Annotated in this window: 13 protein-coding genes and 1 riboswitch; of the genes, 7 read left to right on the top strand and 6 right to left on the bottom strand. The window is 41.7% G+C overall.

What is annotated here, in order from left to right:
* Positions 1-42: 42 nt before the first annotated feature.
* Positions 43-2,814, bottom strand: coding sequence for a TonB-dependent receptor (locus V6R21_RS24100; RefSeq protein ID WP_334246085.1), 2,772 nt, complete (start codon positions 2,812-2,814; stop codon positions 43-45).
* A gap of 268 nt (positions 2,815-3,082) precedes the next feature.
* Here V6R21_RS24100 and V6R21_RS24105 point away from each other — a divergent pair, with 268 nt between their 5' ends.
* From V6R21_RS24105 to V6R21_RS24115, 3 genes are all read left to right on the top strand, one after another.
* Complete coding sequence (locus tag V6R21_RS24105; protein ID WP_334246086.1) at positions 3,083-3,886, top strand: peptidylprolyl isomerase; 804 nt, start codon at positions 3,083-3,085, stop codon at positions 3,884-3,886.
* A gap of 104 nt (positions 3,887-3,990) precedes the next feature.
* A complete protein-coding gene (locus V6R21_RS24110; protein ID WP_334246087.1) occupies positions 3,991-7,152 on the top strand; it encodes a tetratricopeptide repeat protein in 3,162 nt (1,053 codons plus the stop codon).
* 301 nt (positions 7,153-7,453) lie between these two features.
* Positions 7,454-9,391, top strand: a complete 1,938-nt coding sequence (locus tag V6R21_RS24115; protein ID WP_334246088.1) for a hypothetical protein — start codon at positions 7,454-7,456, stop codon at positions 9,389-9,391.
* Between the two features lie 140 nt (positions 9,392-9,531).
* Here the strand turns inward: V6R21_RS24115 and V6R21_RS24120 are convergent, their stop codons facing one another.
* The 3 genes from V6R21_RS24120 to V6R21_RS24130 form a co-directional block, all read right to left on the bottom strand.
* On the bottom strand, positions 9,532-10,548 hold the full coding sequence (locus V6R21_RS24120) for a hypothetical protein (RefSeq protein WP_334246089.1): 1,017 nt from the start codon (positions 10,546-10,548) through the stop codon (positions 9,532-9,534).
* 76 nt (positions 10,549-10,624) lie between these two features.
* On the bottom strand, positions 10,625-12,058 hold the full coding sequence (locus V6R21_RS24125; RefSeq protein ID WP_334246090.1) for an alpha-amylase: 1,434 nt from the start codon (positions 12,056-12,058) through the stop codon (positions 10,625-10,627).
* A gap of 242 nt (positions 12,059-12,300) precedes the next feature.
* Positions 12,301-14,082 (bottom strand): helix-turn-helix domain-containing protein, encoded by a 1,782-nt coding sequence (locus V6R21_RS24130; RefSeq protein WP_334246091.1) that lies wholly within the window; start codon positions 14,080-14,082, stop codon positions 12,301-12,303.
* A 356-nt stretch (positions 14,083-14,438) separates the two neighbouring features.
* Positions 14,439-14,533, top strand: a riboswitch (TPP riboswitch).
* Positions 14,534-14,614: 81 nt separating this feature from the next.
* Here V6R21_RS24130 and thiM point away from each other — a divergent pair.
* Genes thiM through tenA form a run of 4 tightly spaced genes read left to right on the top strand, consistent with a single transcriptional unit; the run spans position 14,615 to position 17,477 of the window.
* On the top strand, positions 14,615-15,418 hold the full coding sequence (thiM, locus tag V6R21_RS24135) for a hydroxyethylthiazole kinase (protein WP_334246092.1): 804 nt from the start codon (positions 14,615-14,617) through the stop codon (positions 15,416-15,418).
* Positions 15,411-16,037 (top strand): thiamine phosphate synthase, encoded by a 627-nt coding sequence (thiE, locus tag V6R21_RS24140; protein ID WP_334246093.1) that lies wholly within the window; start codon positions 15,411-15,413, stop codon positions 16,035-16,037. Before thiM ends, thiE begins: the two co-directional genes overlap by 8 nt.
* Positions 16,024-16,830 (top strand): bifunctional hydroxymethylpyrimidine kinase/phosphomethylpyrimidine kinase, encoded by an 807-nt coding sequence (gene thiD, locus V6R21_RS24145; RefSeq protein WP_334246094.1) that lies wholly within the window; start codon positions 16,024-16,026, stop codon positions 16,828-16,830. Before thiE ends, thiD begins: the two co-directional genes overlap by 14 nt.
* Positions 16,827-17,477, top strand: coding sequence for a thiaminase II (tenA, locus tag V6R21_RS24150; protein ID WP_334246095.1), 651 nt, complete (start codon positions 16,827-16,829; stop codon positions 17,475-17,477). The genes thiD and tenA overlap by 4 nt, the downstream gene beginning before the upstream one ends.
* Positions 17,478-17,518: 41 nt before the next feature.
* Here the strand turns inward: tenA and V6R21_RS24155 are convergent, their stop codons facing one another.
* The gene (locus V6R21_RS24155; RefSeq protein ID WP_334246096.1) at positions 17,519-17,692 is read right to left on the bottom strand and encodes a hypothetical protein; all 174 of its coding nucleotides are present in this window, start codon (positions 17,690-17,692) and stop codon (positions 17,519-17,521) included.
* Positions 17,693-17,713: 21 nt separating this feature from the next.
* On the bottom strand, positions 17,714-18,568 hold the full coding sequence (locus tag V6R21_RS24160; RefSeq protein ID WP_334246097.1) for a VOC family protein: 855 nt from the start codon (positions 18,566-18,568) through the stop codon (positions 17,714-17,716).
* Between the last annotated feature and the right edge of the window lie 134 nt (positions 18,569-18,702).

The raw sequence follows: 18,702 nt of genomic DNA on the forward strand, positions 1-18,702 counted from the left end.
TATGCAATATTTAATTATCACCAACCACTTATTCATATTGATTTAGAAGGTATAATTCAGCGAGAAACTAGCATTTGTTCCCATTGAATATGAGTTCACAAGTTTGGTGTCTGCTCCGTTGGCAAACTCCTCCTGTTCTCTGATTACTTCTGGATTCAGAATGTTTGACACCTTGAAATCAACACTTAATTTCTCTGCAATTCTGTTCTTCCAAATGAAGTCCAGTGTGCTATATGAACGCTCATAGATATCACCTGCCCCTTGTGCACCCGCAGAGTAAATACGATCACCAAACACATTGTAAGTAACCGTAAATGTGGAAACTACAGAAGCACCAAACTCTGCCTCATATGTCAGGTCAGCATTAATAATGTATGGTGAAGCTCCTTGTAGTGCTCTTTCCTTGTTTGTTAGAATTGAGTTAGGATTGTCAATAATGATTTGTGTGTACATATACGAAGCATTCAGTCCTGCCACGAATCTTGAAAGGAACTCCGAGCCGTTATTAAAAACGTTGTTTAGTCGTTTGCTCAGCTCCATTTCCACACCATAAATCTGCGCCTTGTCTCCGTTCTGGAAAGTGAAGAGTGTTCCTGATTCTGGAATTTGTACTTTTTCAATAGGACTCTCGATGTACTTACCGAAAACTCCCATCGAGAATAGCTCTCCGTGATTAGGGAAAATTTCGTATTTCAAATCAGCATTATAGTTATCACTATTCTGCAGGTTGGCATTACCTTGAATCAGTGCACCACCGTACATTTCCTGATACTGAAATGGAATTACTTCTTTAAAGTTCGGGCGTGTTACTGTTTTACTTACAGCGAATCTCAAGTTTGACTCTTCATCCAACGCATATTTCAGGTTAAGTGAAGGTAAGATTGACAATGTATCGTATGTTGACACACGAAGTGGCGACGAATAAAGGTCACTCAGTTTCTTATACTTAACTGTTTGGTTTGCCAACTCTGTTCTTACACCTGCGACTACTTTCAATTTTTCAGGCACAAGGTCAAAGTCATAAGCAGCGTATCCTGCGTGTACATTCAGGCTCGCCTCAAACTCTCTAGATGGGTCATTTTGATCCTTGTAGTAGATATTGCCAGCCTGAAGCTGATCTTCGATAAAGCTTCCTGGATTATCAAAGTCAAAAGTTGACATTGTACTGTTATCAGCTTCCACAATATTAAGCTGTCTCCAGTTAAAGTCTCTTGATTTAAGTCTTCCTTGGTAGCCTAGTATCAGTGAACTTGCAAAACCCTCAGCTCCTTGCTCACCAAAGCCAATCTTTCCTTCCACCTTAGCAGCATACTCATTTTCATTCAAGAAACTGAAGAAACGGTGGTTGTTAGGGGCATTCAGTGTAAAAAGTGTCGCCTCATCTCTAGGTCCCGTCACAGAAAGCTGCTTTCTATCTGGCTCCTGCCCTTTAGCAATTGAATAAGAAATTCCCCAGTTAAGTTGGATACGCTCATCTTTAATGTTGTGCTCACCAAGCAATTGGTTTACAAGCAACATGTTTTGTCTATAAGTACCTCTTCTTGTAGACAAGTCCACTTCAGTACCTAAATCATTAGAAAAACCTGCGTACTCACTAAGTTCGTTAGACGACTCATTCACATACAACACATTCAGGTTCACCTTGTGATCAGAATTGATTCTATAATAGAAGTTGGCTAGTCCAGAAGTACTGGTTGTATATTCATATGTATCGAAGTTGTAACTAATCAACGGAGCCGCTTGCGCGTTAAGGTTCCTAGTTACACCATTGCGGTAAGTATAATTATTATCATAAGCTGCTGACACCATAAAACCAAACTGACTCTCTCCTGCCAAATCGTAAAGGTTACCACCAGTCAACTTAAAGCTGTTTGCAATCGGAGCATTTGCCACTTGATGTGCATAATTAGAAGTAAAAAGGTTGGATGCATTCTCACCCTTTGCCTCAAATACATTGACGCTTTCAATTTGAGAAGGCATTACACGTCCTTTTCCTGTCATTCCGAAAAACTCCATGTCACCGTCCTTAAATGACTTAAAGCTTTTTCCTGTAGTTTGAGAATTGTAAGAACCTCCAATACCGATCGTAAATGCACCTTCTTCAGGGAAATCTTTTGTTGTGATATCCACTGTGGCACCGGCAAAATCTCCATACATTCTTGAAGAGAATGTTTTCGCCATATCAATATTTTTCACTACATCAGATGGGAAAATTGAAAGTGGGATTACTTTCAAATCAGGATCTGTAGAAGGCACTGGCAATCCATTCAGCAATGCATTGTTATATCTATCTCCTAGACCTCTAACAAATACACCTTTACCACTTACCTTGGATACACCCGAAATTTTAGTAGCAGCATCCTCCACATTGGAAACCCCTTTTACAGACATTTCTTCTGCCCCGATACTCTGTATCATCACGTTGGCATTCTTACGCTCTACCATCAGCGCTTCAGCACTCTCCTTATTGGCTTTACCTACTACTTCTACTTCCACCAGCTCAGTAGCATCCAATGCCAAGTTCATATCTACACTAACCACTTGTCCTGCGGTTACGGTCACCTGCTGTACGAATTTCTTATAACCAATATAACTACCCACTACGTTATAAGTGCCAGGATTGGCCTTAAACTCAAATTGACCAAACACGTTAGTGTTAGCCCCTGTGGTAGTACCTTCAAGCATTACGTTTGCGCCGATAATCTCTTCACCTGATTCAGCGTCCTTTACCTGTCCTTTTATTGTACCCTTCTGTGCAAAAGCACTAAAAGTGAATACAATAGCAGAAATTGTTAAAATAAATACCCTAGTCATACAATTTTAATATTAATTTCGCTGCAAATGTATAGGGCATATATGACCTCGGAGTCTACTCGGCTTTAACAGTACTTAAAGGTTCTCTTCTCAACATTGAACACTGTGTGAAGTAAAGGAAGGGTAGCGCTGCATTTTATTAACATTAACAAAACAATAGCTATTTAAACTACCGCTATCCCCTCTTTTTAGAAGAAACTATTTATTTCATACAATTGGGTCGTCCACATTATATTGGAAGCAAAAAGATAAAATACAAAAAGCTAACATGTTACAGACTATCAAATCAGCCATCTTCTTATTACTACTTAGTTCAGTAATCGCTGGATGTGACAGCACTCCAAAGAAAGAAAAATCGGAGCCCGAGCAGAAAGCTCCTCAAGTGAAAGTAGCTGAAAAGAAACCTGTCAGAAAAATTCAGAAACTGAATGATGAGAACGCGGCTTCGGAACTGGCTTGGTATGGCAGTGAAAACCCTGAAACAGAGGTACTGCTCAAAACCCGCTTGGGTAATATCAAAATCAGGCTTTATGAAGAAACTCCTTTACATCGCGCCAATTTTGTGATGCTTACCAAACGGGGCTATTACGATAATTCACAGTTTTATAGGGTCATGAAAGACTTTGTGGTTCAGGGTGGTGACTCAGATGAATACAAGTTTGGAAAAAAGAAAAAGAACTTTGGCAAGTACACCGTTCCTGCTGAGTTACAACCATCCAAGTTTTTTCATAAAAGAGGTGCTGTAGCCATGGCTCGTGAGATCAAGCAGAACCCAGAAAAACGCTCATCAAGCTACGATTTCTACATTATTCTAGGCACCAAGCAAACCGAGGATGACCTGCTTGGTTTTGAAGTGTCTGACCTCACCAAATCCTACCCTCAACATGTCAGAAAAGTCTACAAGTCAATTGGAGGTGTCCCGGGGCTTGATGGAGACTTCACTGTATTCGGCGAAGTGGTTGAAGGAATGGATGTTGTAGAAAAAATAGAGAAAGTAGAAGTCAGCGAAGGTGACCATTGGCCAATGAAAGATATTCTTATTGATGCAGAAGTATTGCCAAGTGCACAATAAATAAGAGATTTAAACTTTCTAATATCATATTATTAATAAAATATTGTTATTTTTCGAGAGCGACTGACTGAACTTTATAAGCTAAAGACTTTCAAACAATAGATATGAGGATTACACACAGGCCTTGGCTGGTGGGACTTTTGATTCTGACAAGTACTTTTTTCATTTCCCAACAGCTGATTGCACAAACCGAAGTAGAAACCCTGCAAAAGCAGGTTGAGCAAACGCAGGACAAGCACCAACAGGTTGACAAGTACAACCTATTGGCCAGCAATGCTATTGAGTACAACCAATTCAAGGATGCGATTGATTATTCTCAGAAGGCATTGGATCTGGCAGAGGAACTTGACTACTACAAGGGTAGTGCCACAGCTCTTCTGAATTTTGCGAATGTCTACCGTTTGAAGAGACAGTTCAAACAAGCATTGAACTATGCTTTACAGGGGGTAAACATTTACAAGGAAAAGGATGACCTTCCTGCACTGTACCAAGCCTACACAGAAGTAGCTTATCTCTATCAGGACTGGAACGTATTTGACAATGCCATTGACTATGAGAAAAAGGCACTCGCAGTAGCTAATCAATTGAAAGATCCTGAGAAGGGATTCGATGTTGTTCAGCTTTTGGCTTTCTCTTATATGAAAATGGGACAGGATGACCAGGCATTGAAATACCTGATCCAATGTCGAGACTACCACAAGCAGTCAGGAGATAACGTTCAGTATGTGTCCATGCTTAGCCGTATTGCCTCTATTCAATCCAAGAAGGGAGACTTTCAGGCTGCCATGCTTACCAACCTCGAAATCATCCGTATCAAGCGTCAGACAAATGATACGAAAGGTCTTGCAACTTACCTTAACGACGTAGGTTATAGCTACCAGCGACTTGGCAACACCAAGATGGCACTCCGCTATCTGGAAGAAGCCGTGGAGCACAACCGTAAAGAAGGTCTACCAGAAAAAGCTAACACTACACTCCTTACGAACATGGGGGTAATCAACATGAACTCCGGAAATGTTCGTAAAGGTCTAGAAAACTATTTACAGGTACTGGAAATCCAACAGAAGCACGGTACCAGTCGAGAAATTTCAAATGCCCATATCTATGTTGCGTCAGCCTACGAAAGTTTAAGGTTATACTCTGAAGCCCGTAAGCACGCTGATGCTGCCATTGAACTAGCAAGACAAGGACAGCACTTTGATGTACTAACCAGTGCCTACACACGTAAGCTGGCTGTATATGAAGGCTCAGGAAACTATAAGAAAGCCCTGCAAACCATGAAATCCTTCCTGGCTCTGAAAGACTCCCTCCTAAACATGGAGAGAACCTCACTAACAGAGCAACAGAAACAATGGAAGGAAGCTCAGAAGAAGGAGAAAGAACTTGAAAAAGTTCTGATGGAGAAGAAGATGAGTGAGCAGGAGATCGACAAGCTTCGTATTGATGCCGAGCTGAGTAAGAAACAGCTGGAACTGCTAGAACGAGAGCGTGCACTGAAAAACAGTAAACTTCGTCAGGAAGAGTTGGAAGGCATGCAGACGCAACAGCAGCTACTGATGGCCCAAGAGCAGCTTAACTTGGAAAAGCGTCAGCAGGAAATCTACGAACTCCAGAAAGAAAAGAAACTGAACGAACTACTCCTGAGACAAAAGGATGTAGAGGAAAGGGAAAGACAGAAAGCATTTGAGCTTCTGGAACGTGAAAACGAACTGAGAAGGCTTAAACTGAAAGAGGAAGAGGAAAAAAGAAAGTACTTCATTGCCTCAATGGCGCTACTTTGTGTGGTACTTGCCTTGATCTTGATTGGTTACTTCCAGAACCGAATGAAGAATAAGCGTCTGGCTGCCAAAAACGATGAGATTCTACAGCAGAAACAAGAAATTGAGCAGCAGCGTGACCAGATTTCAGTAGCCAAGCAGGAAGTTGAAAAAGTAAACGATGACTTCCAGGTACTTTCAGAGTTTGGTCAGAAAATTACTTCAACACTGGACTTTGGGCCAATTAACTGGACAGCTTTTGCCTATGTAAACTCACTGATGGATGCCGGAGTATTTGGCATCGGTATCTACGATGAGACTTACGACAGCATTAACTATATCAACCTGTTGGACAATGGCGTTTCGGTTCCACACTTTGGCTTTAAGCTTTCGGATACAAACAGCCTTTCGGTGCTTTGCTTCAAGAGTCAGGAAGAAATCCTGATCAGTGAACTGGACTTACAAATCTCTCAATACCTGAAAAGCCAGCCTGTATTCCAAACAGGGGAGAGACCTGAATCACTGGTTTACATGCCATTGACAGCTGACCAGAAGCCTCTTGGTGTACTGACAGTTCAAAGCTTTGAGAAAAATGCCTACACAAGAAAGGATGTCAATATCCTTCGTTCAATGGCATCTTACATCTCAATTGCCTTGACCAACGCCAATGCTTACAAAGAGATCAACACGAAGAACAAACATATTACGGACAGTATGCGCTATGCGCAAACGATCCAGAAGGCGATCCTCCCTACTCCTGCCAAACTGAAGCGGGACTTGCTGGACTCCTTTATTATGTTCCGTCCAAAAGACATTGTATCTGGTGACTATTATTGGTATTCAAAAATTGAAGGGGATGATTTGGTAAGAGGTAACCTGAGAAACCCATTCACAGAAAGCTTGATATTCCTTGTAGTTGCTGACTGTACAGGACACGGTGTACCGGGTGGTTTCATGTCCATGATTGGTAACACACTTCTGAATGAGATCATCAACCAGAAGCACATTTACGATCCTGCTGAAATCCTGCACAGATTGGACGAAGGTATTATCCGCGCCCTTCATCAGGAGAACAAGTCAAATGACGACGGTATGGACGTATCGCTTTGTGTTATTGAGAAAAGTGGTACTGAAACTGACAAAATCATATTTGCCGGAGCAAAACGTCCGATGTGGTACATTGAGAATGGCAACAACACATTGGTGGAGCTTAAAGGTACTAACAAATCTATCGGTGGACTGCGCTTCAAGAAATCATCAAGAGAGTTTGAAGAGCATACAGTACAGCTTGGCAGAGGTAGCTTGATTTACCTATCTTCTGACGGTATGGCTGACCAGAACAATGGTGAAGGCAAGAAGTATGGTAAAGTCAAACTGATTGAGCTGTTGGAGCAAAATGCTGAGAAAACCATGCTTGACCAACTTGAGGCTCTTGAGCTATCACTGGAAGAGCATCAGGGTAAAGTTGCACAGCGAGATGACATCACCATTGTTGGTGTAAGACTATAAAATAACTTAGCGTATATATCAAAAGGCTGCTTCTGAAAAGAGGCAGCCTTTTATTTTTTCAAATAATTGCAATCCACTTACCTAAAAGACTTCGTAGGTACAGGTGAAATGTAAAATCAAAACGCCTATGGAAAATAGAAAGAAGATTGAGTTAGTACTAACACCTACATTTCCACCCCTTATCACCTGATAGACCTCTATCAACCACTCCTTATTCCCACCTAACTATTCACTCCATTATTTATTGATTCCAAAAGCAGGATTACCTGCTTGTATGTTAAATCATTAAATAAAACAGCTGATGAAAAATTTTAAATCATGGTTGCTAGCAACCACCTGCGTTTGCATGTTCTCTTGTGCAGACAATGCTAATGATGATAGTAATGACTTGCTGCGCACCCAGACTGTAGCTCCAGAACGCTTGGCAGAAAGACGTGCTCAACTTTATGTCACCAACAATGCAGATGGAAATATTACGATCTATGACCTCACCAATGAAACATCAAAATCCATAGCTACCTCCTCCACAGCAGCAGAAGGCATCCACTACGATGCAGCTTTAGACCTTGTCACACAAGCGTCACGCTCCAACCTACAGCTAGCGTCTTATGCGAATGTAAGCAGTCTGATGGATGGTGATAGCCCTGCCCCAGCCCTTACAAGTTCAGCAGACCTCGAGAGTCCCAGAGAATTGGCTGTACTTGAAGATAAGTATGTCGTTTCAGACAATGGCTCCAACAAGTTCTTTGTCTATACCAAAAGTGGAGACAATTATAGCTTGACCAATACTTTTGACATTCCTTTCAATGTATGGGGAATTACGTTCAAAGGTACAGACCTATATGCCGTAGTCGACAATTCAAGTGACCTTGCTGTCTTTTATGACTTCTTCTCCAATACTACTGACGGACTACTGAGACCATCCAAAAGAGTAACCATCGAAGGTATCATCAGAACACACGGACTGACATACAGTGGCTCCGATGATGTAATGATCATGACAGACATCGGAGATGCTGCCAATGCCACTGATGATGGAGGTTTTCACGTTATTCCGAACTTCTCTGAAAAGTTTGATGCTCTTTCTGATGGAGAAGCACTTTCAGTACTAGACCAGACGCGTGTTGCAGGACCCGCTACCATGCTAGGAAACCCAATTGACGTAGCTTATGATGCCGTTACTGATGCCATCTACATATCTGAAATTGGCAACGGCAAAGTAGTTGGCTTCACCAATATTGGGGATGGAGGAAACCTTACCCCAACCTTTATAGCAGACCTTCCTGCTGCTTCCTCTATACAGTTCTCTAGTGAGGAAACAGATGGTGACATTGGCGAAAGTTCTACCGACTTCCGCTCCGAAATGTTTGTAACAGTCACCTTCAACTCCGATGTCACCTACTATGACTTTGTCAACAACCTTTCAAAAAGTATCACAACAGCATCTGCTGCTTCTGAAGGTATCTACTATTCAGGCAGTACTGACGGGATTATTCAAGCTTCAAGGGCTAATAATCGACTTGAGTTCTATTCACCATTTACCACTGTCAGTGATAGCTCTACAGTCGCACCAAACTTTGTAAGCAATCCTGACTTGCCAAGTCCTAGAGAGATTGCGGTCTTTGGCAATAAGGTCGTTGTGGCTGATAATGGAAATAACCAATTCTTTGTCTACTCCTATGATGGCACTTCCTTCAGCTTGACCAACACTTTTGATATTCCTTTCAATGTATGGGGCATCACATTTATGGGAAATGATTTACTTGCCGTAGTGGACAATACCAGCGACTTGGCGGTATTCCAAAACTTCTTTGCCAATACCATGTCAGGAGCAATCATGCCAGATAAGCAAATCACCATTGAAGGGATTGTCCGTACGCACGGCATTACGTTCAGTGCTTCTGATGATATCCTGATCATGACAGATATAGGAGCTGCATCCAATACAACCGATGACGGGGGTTTCCACGTAATCTACGATTTCACTTCCAAACTGGCAGCACTTGAAACAGGTGCTACACTGCCAATGACAGACCAAGTAAGGGTAGCAGGTCCGAAAACAAAATTGGGTAACCCAATTGATGTAGCTTACGACAACCGTTCAAAACGTATTTACATCTCTGAAGTTGGGAATGGTAAAGTTCTTGGTTTCAGTGATTATGAAATGGGTGGAGACTTACATCCAAGGTTCACAGATACCCAAAAAGCAGCATCTTCGATTTATTTCTATAGTAACTAAGCTGTATTATTTTTTGAGCTGACATGCACCACCCTGCAGGAGTGTCACACTACTGGGTGTGCCTGCAGGGTGTTTTACTGCTCAACAAAAAAGCCTGCTCCAAAAGAAGCAGGCTTTCTAAATTCACTTTTAAAATCACACTATAATGACGGCGGTGTGTATTTGAATAATAATGGGACCGGATATGCCGGTAAACGATCAAGGGTTTGCAGTCCCTGACCTCCTAATGCAATTTTTTCTGGAAGTGATGGAGAATGTACTGCTGTCTTGACGGTAAGTCGCTGAGACTTTCTTATTACTAGATTTTGCTCCCGAACACTCCAATGACAGACAGTTGGATTCCCCTCAATATATAATGTCAAGCTGTCAGGTATAAGTACATAATCCAAAGTACTATGATTGACCCAACGTGCTGTGATATATAAGCTATCCTGATGATGGTAAACTGCGGCTTTCAAAAGCAACCCATTGGCTATCAGTTCACATTCTGCCTGACGGACAAAAGGCTTTCTTTGATCATCATACAACTTTTCAAGGTGGTGTATGATCCTTGTCTCTTTGGCGGTATCCAACTCAGCAAACTGATAGACTGATGGAACTCCCATTGCGTTCCACTCATCTTTGTATGCTGTAAACATTTCCTCATCTGCGTTTGCCCAAAACTGATAGTCTAAAGGTTGGGCATCCCCTTGTTGCAAGGCAAACTCTAACTGGTAGATGGGTTGTAATGAACCATGAAGCTGGACCTGCTGATAGAGTTTTAAATCATTAATGGGATTAAAAGTCACCGAAATAACAGAATCGGACTTGGCAGGTAATATAAACCCTGTAAAAGCATGTTCAAGTGATGGTGACCTCACTCCTTGTCTGGTTATCAGGGATAGCTCTTTCAGCGTAATTACTTTTGCCTCTTCTGTAAGATTTTGCAGCAACAAGTTCAGACTCAAATAACCTGTCTCTGGGTCAGCCACCATTCTTGGAACTACCCCTACTTCAGAAGTATTATGCTTTTGAGCCTCCAACTGATACGCAATATGAGCTGAAGTTTCCTGAGGATCACCTGTATTAGCCTTCTGAAAAGATCCCTGAGACTGACAAGCCACCACCCCTAAACTACATATCAACAACAACTTATAAAGTAGTGTAAATCTATTCATATCATTGTATAAAAAGGCTGCGGGTATATTCACCCACAGCCTCGAAAAACTCAACCGATTAACTATGTATAAATAATTAGTTTACAGGAGACCACACGGTATAACCTCTCGGTGGTGCCTGAATTTTCACCCACTGATCACCTTGTGTAGTAGGATACCAACCCGAACTTCCTGTATAATCCTTGATCTGTGTGCTACTCCAGTTGGTTTGAATCCAACGCTCCTGCCATTGGTCAGAATTGTTGATATACACTACCAAACCAGGATTTCCATTATACCCGTTACGTCTTGCGATGTACTCATCGTTGTCCACATGCAGGATAGAAGTATTTCCTGTTGCCCTGTTATTATGAATCCAAATCAGGTTGTTAAGCTTACTCTTATCCAACCACTCCTCATAATCACGGTAGAATATACACGGATAGCCTTCATGTGTCAGAATGTAGGCATACGAAAGCATCTTGCTCCAGATTTGGTCCGTATCATGGTTAGACACAAACGTCACTGTCTTGTATGGGTTGCGCTTCCACATCATATCATCAGCCAAACGGTTCAGGTTATTTCCATCAAATGCCTCATCCATTTTATAGTAACAAGCAAAGTCAAAAACACTACTATTGGCTTCATTTGCCCACCAGTTCAGGTAGTCCACATTGCTATCCCATAGTTCTCCTACCGAGAAACCTCCTACACTATTGTTCCACTCCTTTACAACCCAAGGACCAAATCCTTTGACATAGTCGAAGCGCCAGCCATCAAAGCCCATCGTATTTTTATAATACTTTGCCACACCATCACTTCGGTTCCATAGCCAGTCCTGTACATATGGTACACTGTGAGAAAGGTCAGGAAACCCTCCAAATACACCTTCGTCATTGTTTTGTACCCAGTTAGGGTGGAAATCATGCTGTGTTCTATTGAACTTCCCAGAGGCTACATTAAACAGGGTCCATGTTTGGGTTCCTGTATACTGGTTATTTTCCAGCTGCCCACCACTGTTATGGTTCAATACGATATCCGCATATACTTCCATATTTTCAGTATGTGCTTTACTGATCAGGGAAGTCAATTCTGTTTTGGAACCAAAACGGGTTTCTGTTGTACCATTCTGGTTATAGTCACCAAAGTCAAAATAATCCGTTGGATCATAACCCATTGAGAAAGGACCATTTTGAGCCTTAGACGCAGGTGGCAGCCATAGGGCACCAATTCCTGCATTGCCCCAATCAGTTACTTTCCCTTTCACTGTATTCCACCATGTACCTCCTGCTGGCACATCCCAATAGAATGCCTGCATCATGACACCACCGCCTGGTCCGGCTGCATATCTTGCATTGGCGTTACTGTTGGTGATAAATGGAGCTCCATCGTGTGTAGTTACTTGTACGACTGCCTGTTTGTCAGCTTTGTCTGGCACAAAAGTTTCTTCTGTCTCGGTTTGGCAACCAATAAGCGAAAGTCCCATGACAGCGGCTGTCAGTGCTTTCAGCAAGTTTGAGGATATTGTCATTGTTGGTTGTTGGTTAGGTAAATGATAAACAAGTCAAGTATTGACACCTCAAACATCACGTAAAAACTACACCTATTCGCCTTATTATGATAAAAATAGGTTTCAATTCAATTCACCAAGATACACATCTCATAAAATGACACTCATAAGTAATTAAATTTCAACTAGTTAAGTCGAAAGAAATGAAAGCTCAAAAATCATAAAATGACACCCATAAAACGTAGATAAAACACTAATATCCTCTAAGAGAAATCTTCTACAGTAGAAAAATAGGCAGATGGTGTTTGTCCTGTCACTTTTTTAAATGACCTGTTGAACGTACTCTTTGACTTAAAACCTACTTCCAATGCCAAAGCCAATAATGTCTTATGCTCCGCTTCTCCTGCATCTACTTTTTGGATAAAGGCTTTCACTCTAAATTCATTCACAAAATCTGGGAAGCTCTTACTAAAACCCTGATTAATTACCTTGGACATTTTATGGGTTGACATGTCCAATGCCTCCGCCAGATCTGCCAAGCAAAAAGATGGATTGTCATACAAGTTATTTGCCTCCATCAAAGTCATCACTTGTGCAGTAATGGCTTCATATTCCAGTTCCATAGTTTCAACTACTTCCTCTTCTAAAACGGAATTAACCTTATGCTGTAAAGACAGGTTCTCACCCTGCCCAGTTGTTCCATTTCTAGTCGTATAAAGTACAAAAGCTATATACAGTGTATAGAGAGAAATCAAAACCCAATACAAGTCATCAAACCACTCTACCCAAAACATTCCCAACCCTCGAAATACAAGCTCTAACAACAAAATGACTGTACAGCACCCAAGCAGTACTCCAGTACCTTTCAGTACCTTTTGCATACCTTGGGTTTTAGGCACCTTTCCAATAACCATCCATGTAAAAGTTACGGCTACACACCTGCCCCCCAATATCAGCCAACCAACCCGCTGGTTTACATATTCAGCTTTTATAGCTTCAGCATTGTAATAAAAAATGAAAAGCACAGGAATTAGCATTCCGACGAATGTCAAGCCCTGCCTATATTTTCGGTTGGATACTAACGGAAAAGAATACCCGACAAAGGAAAGTATTAAACCTCCTTGAAGAATCAGGCTATATTCAGCCAATAGGTTACCCCACGGAAACAGGTGAAACACATGCTTGTTCATAAAGATCGCTTTCAGCAACAAAGTACCTCCATACCAAGCCAGCAAACTCACCATGCCTTTCTCATAGCGTTCGCTTCCATCTAGCATGACAAACAGTACCATAACCAATGCATGTACTCCTACAAAAAGCAGGAGAAGCAATAAAGGAGAGATACCATACCCATTGAAATCCTCCCAAGAAGCAATTTGAATTGCTATAGTCTCAGGCATTTTTGAACTTTTGGCATAGTAACGGTTCGCACGACTGATCCCAAAGACCTGTCCTTCAACCGTCTCCCAACTCCCTCTTGTGAACTTGTAATAAAAAGTATCTGCATCAGCAGGCAATGTAACGCTATAGGTTCCATTCTCATCCAAGCGCATCTGATACAGGCTATCAGCAGGATTCCAATCATTGAATGATCCTGATATAAAAACCTTGGCAGGCTCAGGCGTATAAGCAGGCAAATGCTTAAGCTTGAAAGTTACCTGCGCAGCCAAATCCTCCCAGCTCTGAACTGATGCTACAATTACTGTATCCGTTACTGAGGAGGGTAGAATACAGGTCCTATTAGCCAAAGGCTTTCCATCCCAAGTCCCTTCTACATACTCCCAATTCCCTCGTGTAAACTTGAATTCAAAAGCTTTCAAGCTATCAGGCATCGTCACCTCTAAAATGCCTTCCTTATTTGGTTTTAATGCATAATTCGGATCATTAGCTAACCAATCATTAAAACTTCCAGAGATAAAAACAGTATCTGTAATTGGGGTATGTTGCGGCAATCTGATTACTTGAATCGTTGTTTGACCTGATACATAAAATGACCAGCATGTAAACAACAGAACAGCTATTGATCTCAATATATTAGCTATCATAGTCGATTAGAGACAACAAGTTGACTTGTATGTGTTAGTGTGTTGTATGATGAATAAATTACATCAATTATTAAATATGTACAATTTACACTAAAAATAGATTCAAGCCAATACCTCAAGCATTACGTCTTTATACTCAGAAGCTTATTGAACGCTAAAATTCATTATCTCATAAGTCATTTTAATAGAAAAGCATAACGGTATCATCATACTTACACGCTGTTATAAGTACTTTTAAATCGGTTGCATAAACCCAGCTTCATATAAATCGACAAATACCTAGAGGTTATATTTCAGTGACAAGAAACCTTGTTTCGTCATACTTTTTCCCTAAAAAAATTCTATTAACTTTGCGATATATGCTTTAGGGGTGTTCCGTTTAAGGAACTGAGAAATACCCTTTGAACCTGATACAGCTGGCACTGTCGTAGGGAAAAGCTAGGCATCTCTCTCCTATTTCAATTATAGCAGCGGAGTACCCCTGAAGTATACCTTGACAAGATTCATTCACCATGCAATTTGATAAAAGGATATGCTACAACAACTCTGGGAAACTGTAAAGGCTGTAAAGGAACAAGCTCCTCTCGTACATAATATCACCAACTATGTAGTCATGAATAACTCTGCCAATGCACTGCTAGCACTTGGAGCATCCCCTGTTATGGCTCATGCACTGGAAGAAGTTGAAGATATGGCTGGCATTGCAGGAAGTCTTGTCATCAATATCGGCACATTAGAGCCTCAATGGGTAGAAGCCATGAAAAAGGCAATGATTACAGCCAAAAGGAAAGGGACTCCTATCGTCATTGACCCAGTTGGACTAGGCGCTACCCCTTACCGCAACGAAGCATTTGCCTCACTTATAGATACTGTTAAGCCTACTGTCATCCGTGGAAATGGGAGTGAGATCATGGCTGCCCTAAGTACTGCCTCAGCTACCAAGGGAGTTGACAGTACCATATCGGCACAAGCTGCTACTGATGCTGCAACGGAACTGGCAGGTATAACCAATGGGACTGTTTGTATCTCAGGGGAAGAGGATTGGATCATCACTTCCACTACTAAGGCAAAAGTGCTAAACAACATTCCGCTTTATACCAAAGTTACAGGAATGGGCTGTACCGCTACAGCACTAACTGGAGCTTGTTTGGCGGTTACTTCAGACCCATTCATGGCTACATTAGCAGCAATGGCGACAATGGGAGTAGTTGGTGAGGTTGCCATGCAAAAGGCACAAGGTCCGGGTACACTACAACTGTACTTTTTAGATGCGCTTTATAATCTCAATGAAGATACCTTTATGGATAAAGCTAAAATTGAAGTCATTCATGAATAAGTTATATCTGGTCACAAGTGAGTCTGATTGCCGACACCATTCTCTAGCATCCGTCATTCAAATGGCTGCTGAAGGAGGGGTTGGAATGGTTCAGCTCAGAGAAAAAAATGCCAGTACACGTGAGTTTATACAAAAAGGCTTACTACTGAAAACACTACTGAAGCCCTTTAACATTCCATTGATTATCAATGATAGAGTAGATGTAGCCTTAGCAGTTGAAGCAGAAGGCGTACACCTTGGACAAAGTGACATGCCGGTAGAAAGTGCACGAAGACTCCTACCTCCAAATAGTATTGTCGGCTTATCTGTTGAGTCACTGGAGGAAGTAAAGGAAGCAGAGAATTTACCTGTAGACTATCTGGGTGTAAGTCCAGTATTTGGCACACAAACCAAAACAGACACAAAAATAGAATGGGGACTGGATGGATTACAACACATCCGACAAATCTCCAAGCATAGACTCGTTGCCATCGGGGGGATTAGTATTACCAATGCGGAAGAAGTTCTGAAAGCAGGTGCAGATGATCTCGCTTTGGTTTCTGCAATATGTGGTGTTCCAGATCCTAAACTGGCAACTGCCGAATTCATTAAAATCATTAAAGAATATGCAATATCATAAAGCACTTACCATAGCCGGTTCTGATAGCGGTGGTGGGGCTGGCATTCAAGCAGACTTAAAGACATTTGCAGCATTAGGCTGCCATGGCAGTTCTGCTATTACAGCCGTCACGGCTCAAAACACTTTAGGAGTAACTGCCATACACCCTATTCCGACTGACATTGTAGAGGCACAAATCGCTGCTGTATTTGAAGACATGGGTGCTAAAGCAGTCAAAATTGGCATGCTTCACTCACCTGAAATTATCGAATCTGTCGCAAGACAACTCCGTAAATATCAGCCTGAGTTTATTGTGGTGGATCCAGTAATGGTAGCTACAAGTGGAGACAGGCTAATTCAGGAAGAGGCGGTGGATGCCCTAAAGGAATATCTTTTCCCTTTGGCTACAGTGATTACGCCAAACCTGCCCGAAGCTTCTTTACTTCTGGGACATCAGGTGGATGAGGGACACATGCTCAAAGAGGCTCAGGAGTTACTCCAGTGGGGTAGTGATTCTGTACTCTTAAAGGGTGGTCATATGTCGGGAATGATTCGTGACACATGGGTTGCTCGTGGGTATACACCTTTGGTTATCTCTCACGAAAAAGTCGACACCCCAAACACACACGGTACCGGATGTACACTCAGCAGTGCCATTACAGCTTTACTAGCTCGGGGAATTGTATTGGAAAATGCGATCGAGAAAGCAATTGACTATGTAAAGATGACAATCATGGCAGGCAGCAATCTGCACTTAGGTAAAGGAAGCGGTCCTGTTCATCACTTTTTTCACTACTGGAAAAACAAAAAATGAAATTCACACAAACACTTTGGGAAGAAAATACTGCGACCTATGAACAGATTGTCGCGCTTCCATTCAATCAGGAGTTAACCAATGGTACATTGGATACCAATAAATTCAAGTTTTATGTCAACCAGGACGCTCACTACTTAGCAGAATACGGTCGAGCACTTTCTATAATGGCAGCCAAATCTCCTGACACGAAACTGGTATTGGATTTTATCAAGTTTGCTGAAGGAGCTATTGTTACAGAACAGCTATTGCATGGCAGCTACTTTGAGCAATTTGATTTTGAACTTTCAGGGAGTAAATCCCCTACTTGTCTGAATTACACCAATTTTCTGTTAGCAACCTGCTCTCTGAAGAGTCTAGAAGAAGGCATGGCTGCTTTACTTCCTTGCTTCTGGATTTACAGAGAAGTTGGTCTCCATATTTTAGGAAATACAGCAAAAGACAATCCGTTTCAAGCTTGGATTGACACCTACTCAGGTGAAGAATTTGCGGATGCTGTTGAAAAAGCCATTGCCATAACCGACAAACTGGCAGAAGAAGCTTCTCCAACTTTAAGAGCCAAAATGAAAGAAGCCTTTACCATGTCTTGCAAAATGGAGTACCTCTTCTGGGAAAGTGCATACAGACAAGAAGCTTGGGTTATATAAGAAGACTCATTTGGATGGGGCTTCAAGTCCCATCTGATTTTTCACCTTATACGTCCACCTCCATACATTCCAATATTCATATTAGGACGAACAGTGGGTCCATATGGCCCTGACTGAATACTCAAACCATAACTGGCTCCCATATGCATATTGGCACATCCTGTATGCAACATCATTAATAACCCTGCTATTAGTATTATTCTGAAATATCTCATCTTTTTATTCAATTCTTAAGTTTATTCCCATTCCTGAATAGCTAAAGGAGCCCCTCCCGGATCTATAATCACAGCTACTTTCCCACTCCTAACCTCTTGTGTAGGTTCCATCAAAATTGTCCCACCTGATTTCTTAGCAGTCTCAACAATTGCCTTTACATCCATCACTTTTACATAAGACACCCAATGAGAACGTGCTCCATCCACTGGGTTTTGTATAATGGCTCCACATTTATACTGGCCCTTACTCAGAAGCCAATAGTCTTTCCCGTCTGACGATAGCTTTTCCACCTCGTATTGCAGCAGCTTTTTGTAATCATCGATACTGGCATTGGTATCATTGGACCAAAGCTCCGTCCACAACCAGTTATTGGCTACAGGCTCCTCTACTTTGGGATCACCGCTTGCCGAATGAACTAACCCTACAACCGCTCCCTGAGCATCTCGCATAACAGCCGAAGTGCCCCGACCACCTACATCAATTGTTTTCAATACCACTTGAGCACCCTGCATTCCTATTTCATTAACGGTCGCTTTCACATCAGGAACCGAAATGGACACAACCCACTCCCCTGTTGCATTATTTGCCATATTATCGGGCATCTGAAATATTCCTCCAATCGGAATATTGTTGTGATGAATTACGGTATAGGTGCTTTTCCCATTCGGTACTTCAGTATAGGTCCAACCGAATAGATTTTGGTAAAACTTTCTTGCAGCCTCCGCATCAGGCGTCACCAAGTCTCGCCACACTATTCTACCTGTCTGATAGGTTGCTGTAGGTGGTGAACTGATTCCTGGAAACTCCGTTGTTGACTGGCAAGCTGACTGAAAGAATAGTATCAGCAGTAGGATGGTTATTTGGTTGATTTTCATCAATGAGAGGTGTTTAAGTACAGTATTATAATTTAGACATCCCTTTCACCATGAAAAATAGCTTTAGTCATATATTAACAACTGTTCACCTGCATTAGAACACTATCTTACTTCATTATTCACAATTCATTGGA

The organism is Limibacter armeniacum (assembly GCF_036880985.1).
Lineage (GTDB): Bacteria > Bacteroidota > Bacteroidia > Cytophagales > Flammeovirgaceae > Limibacter > Limibacter armeniacum.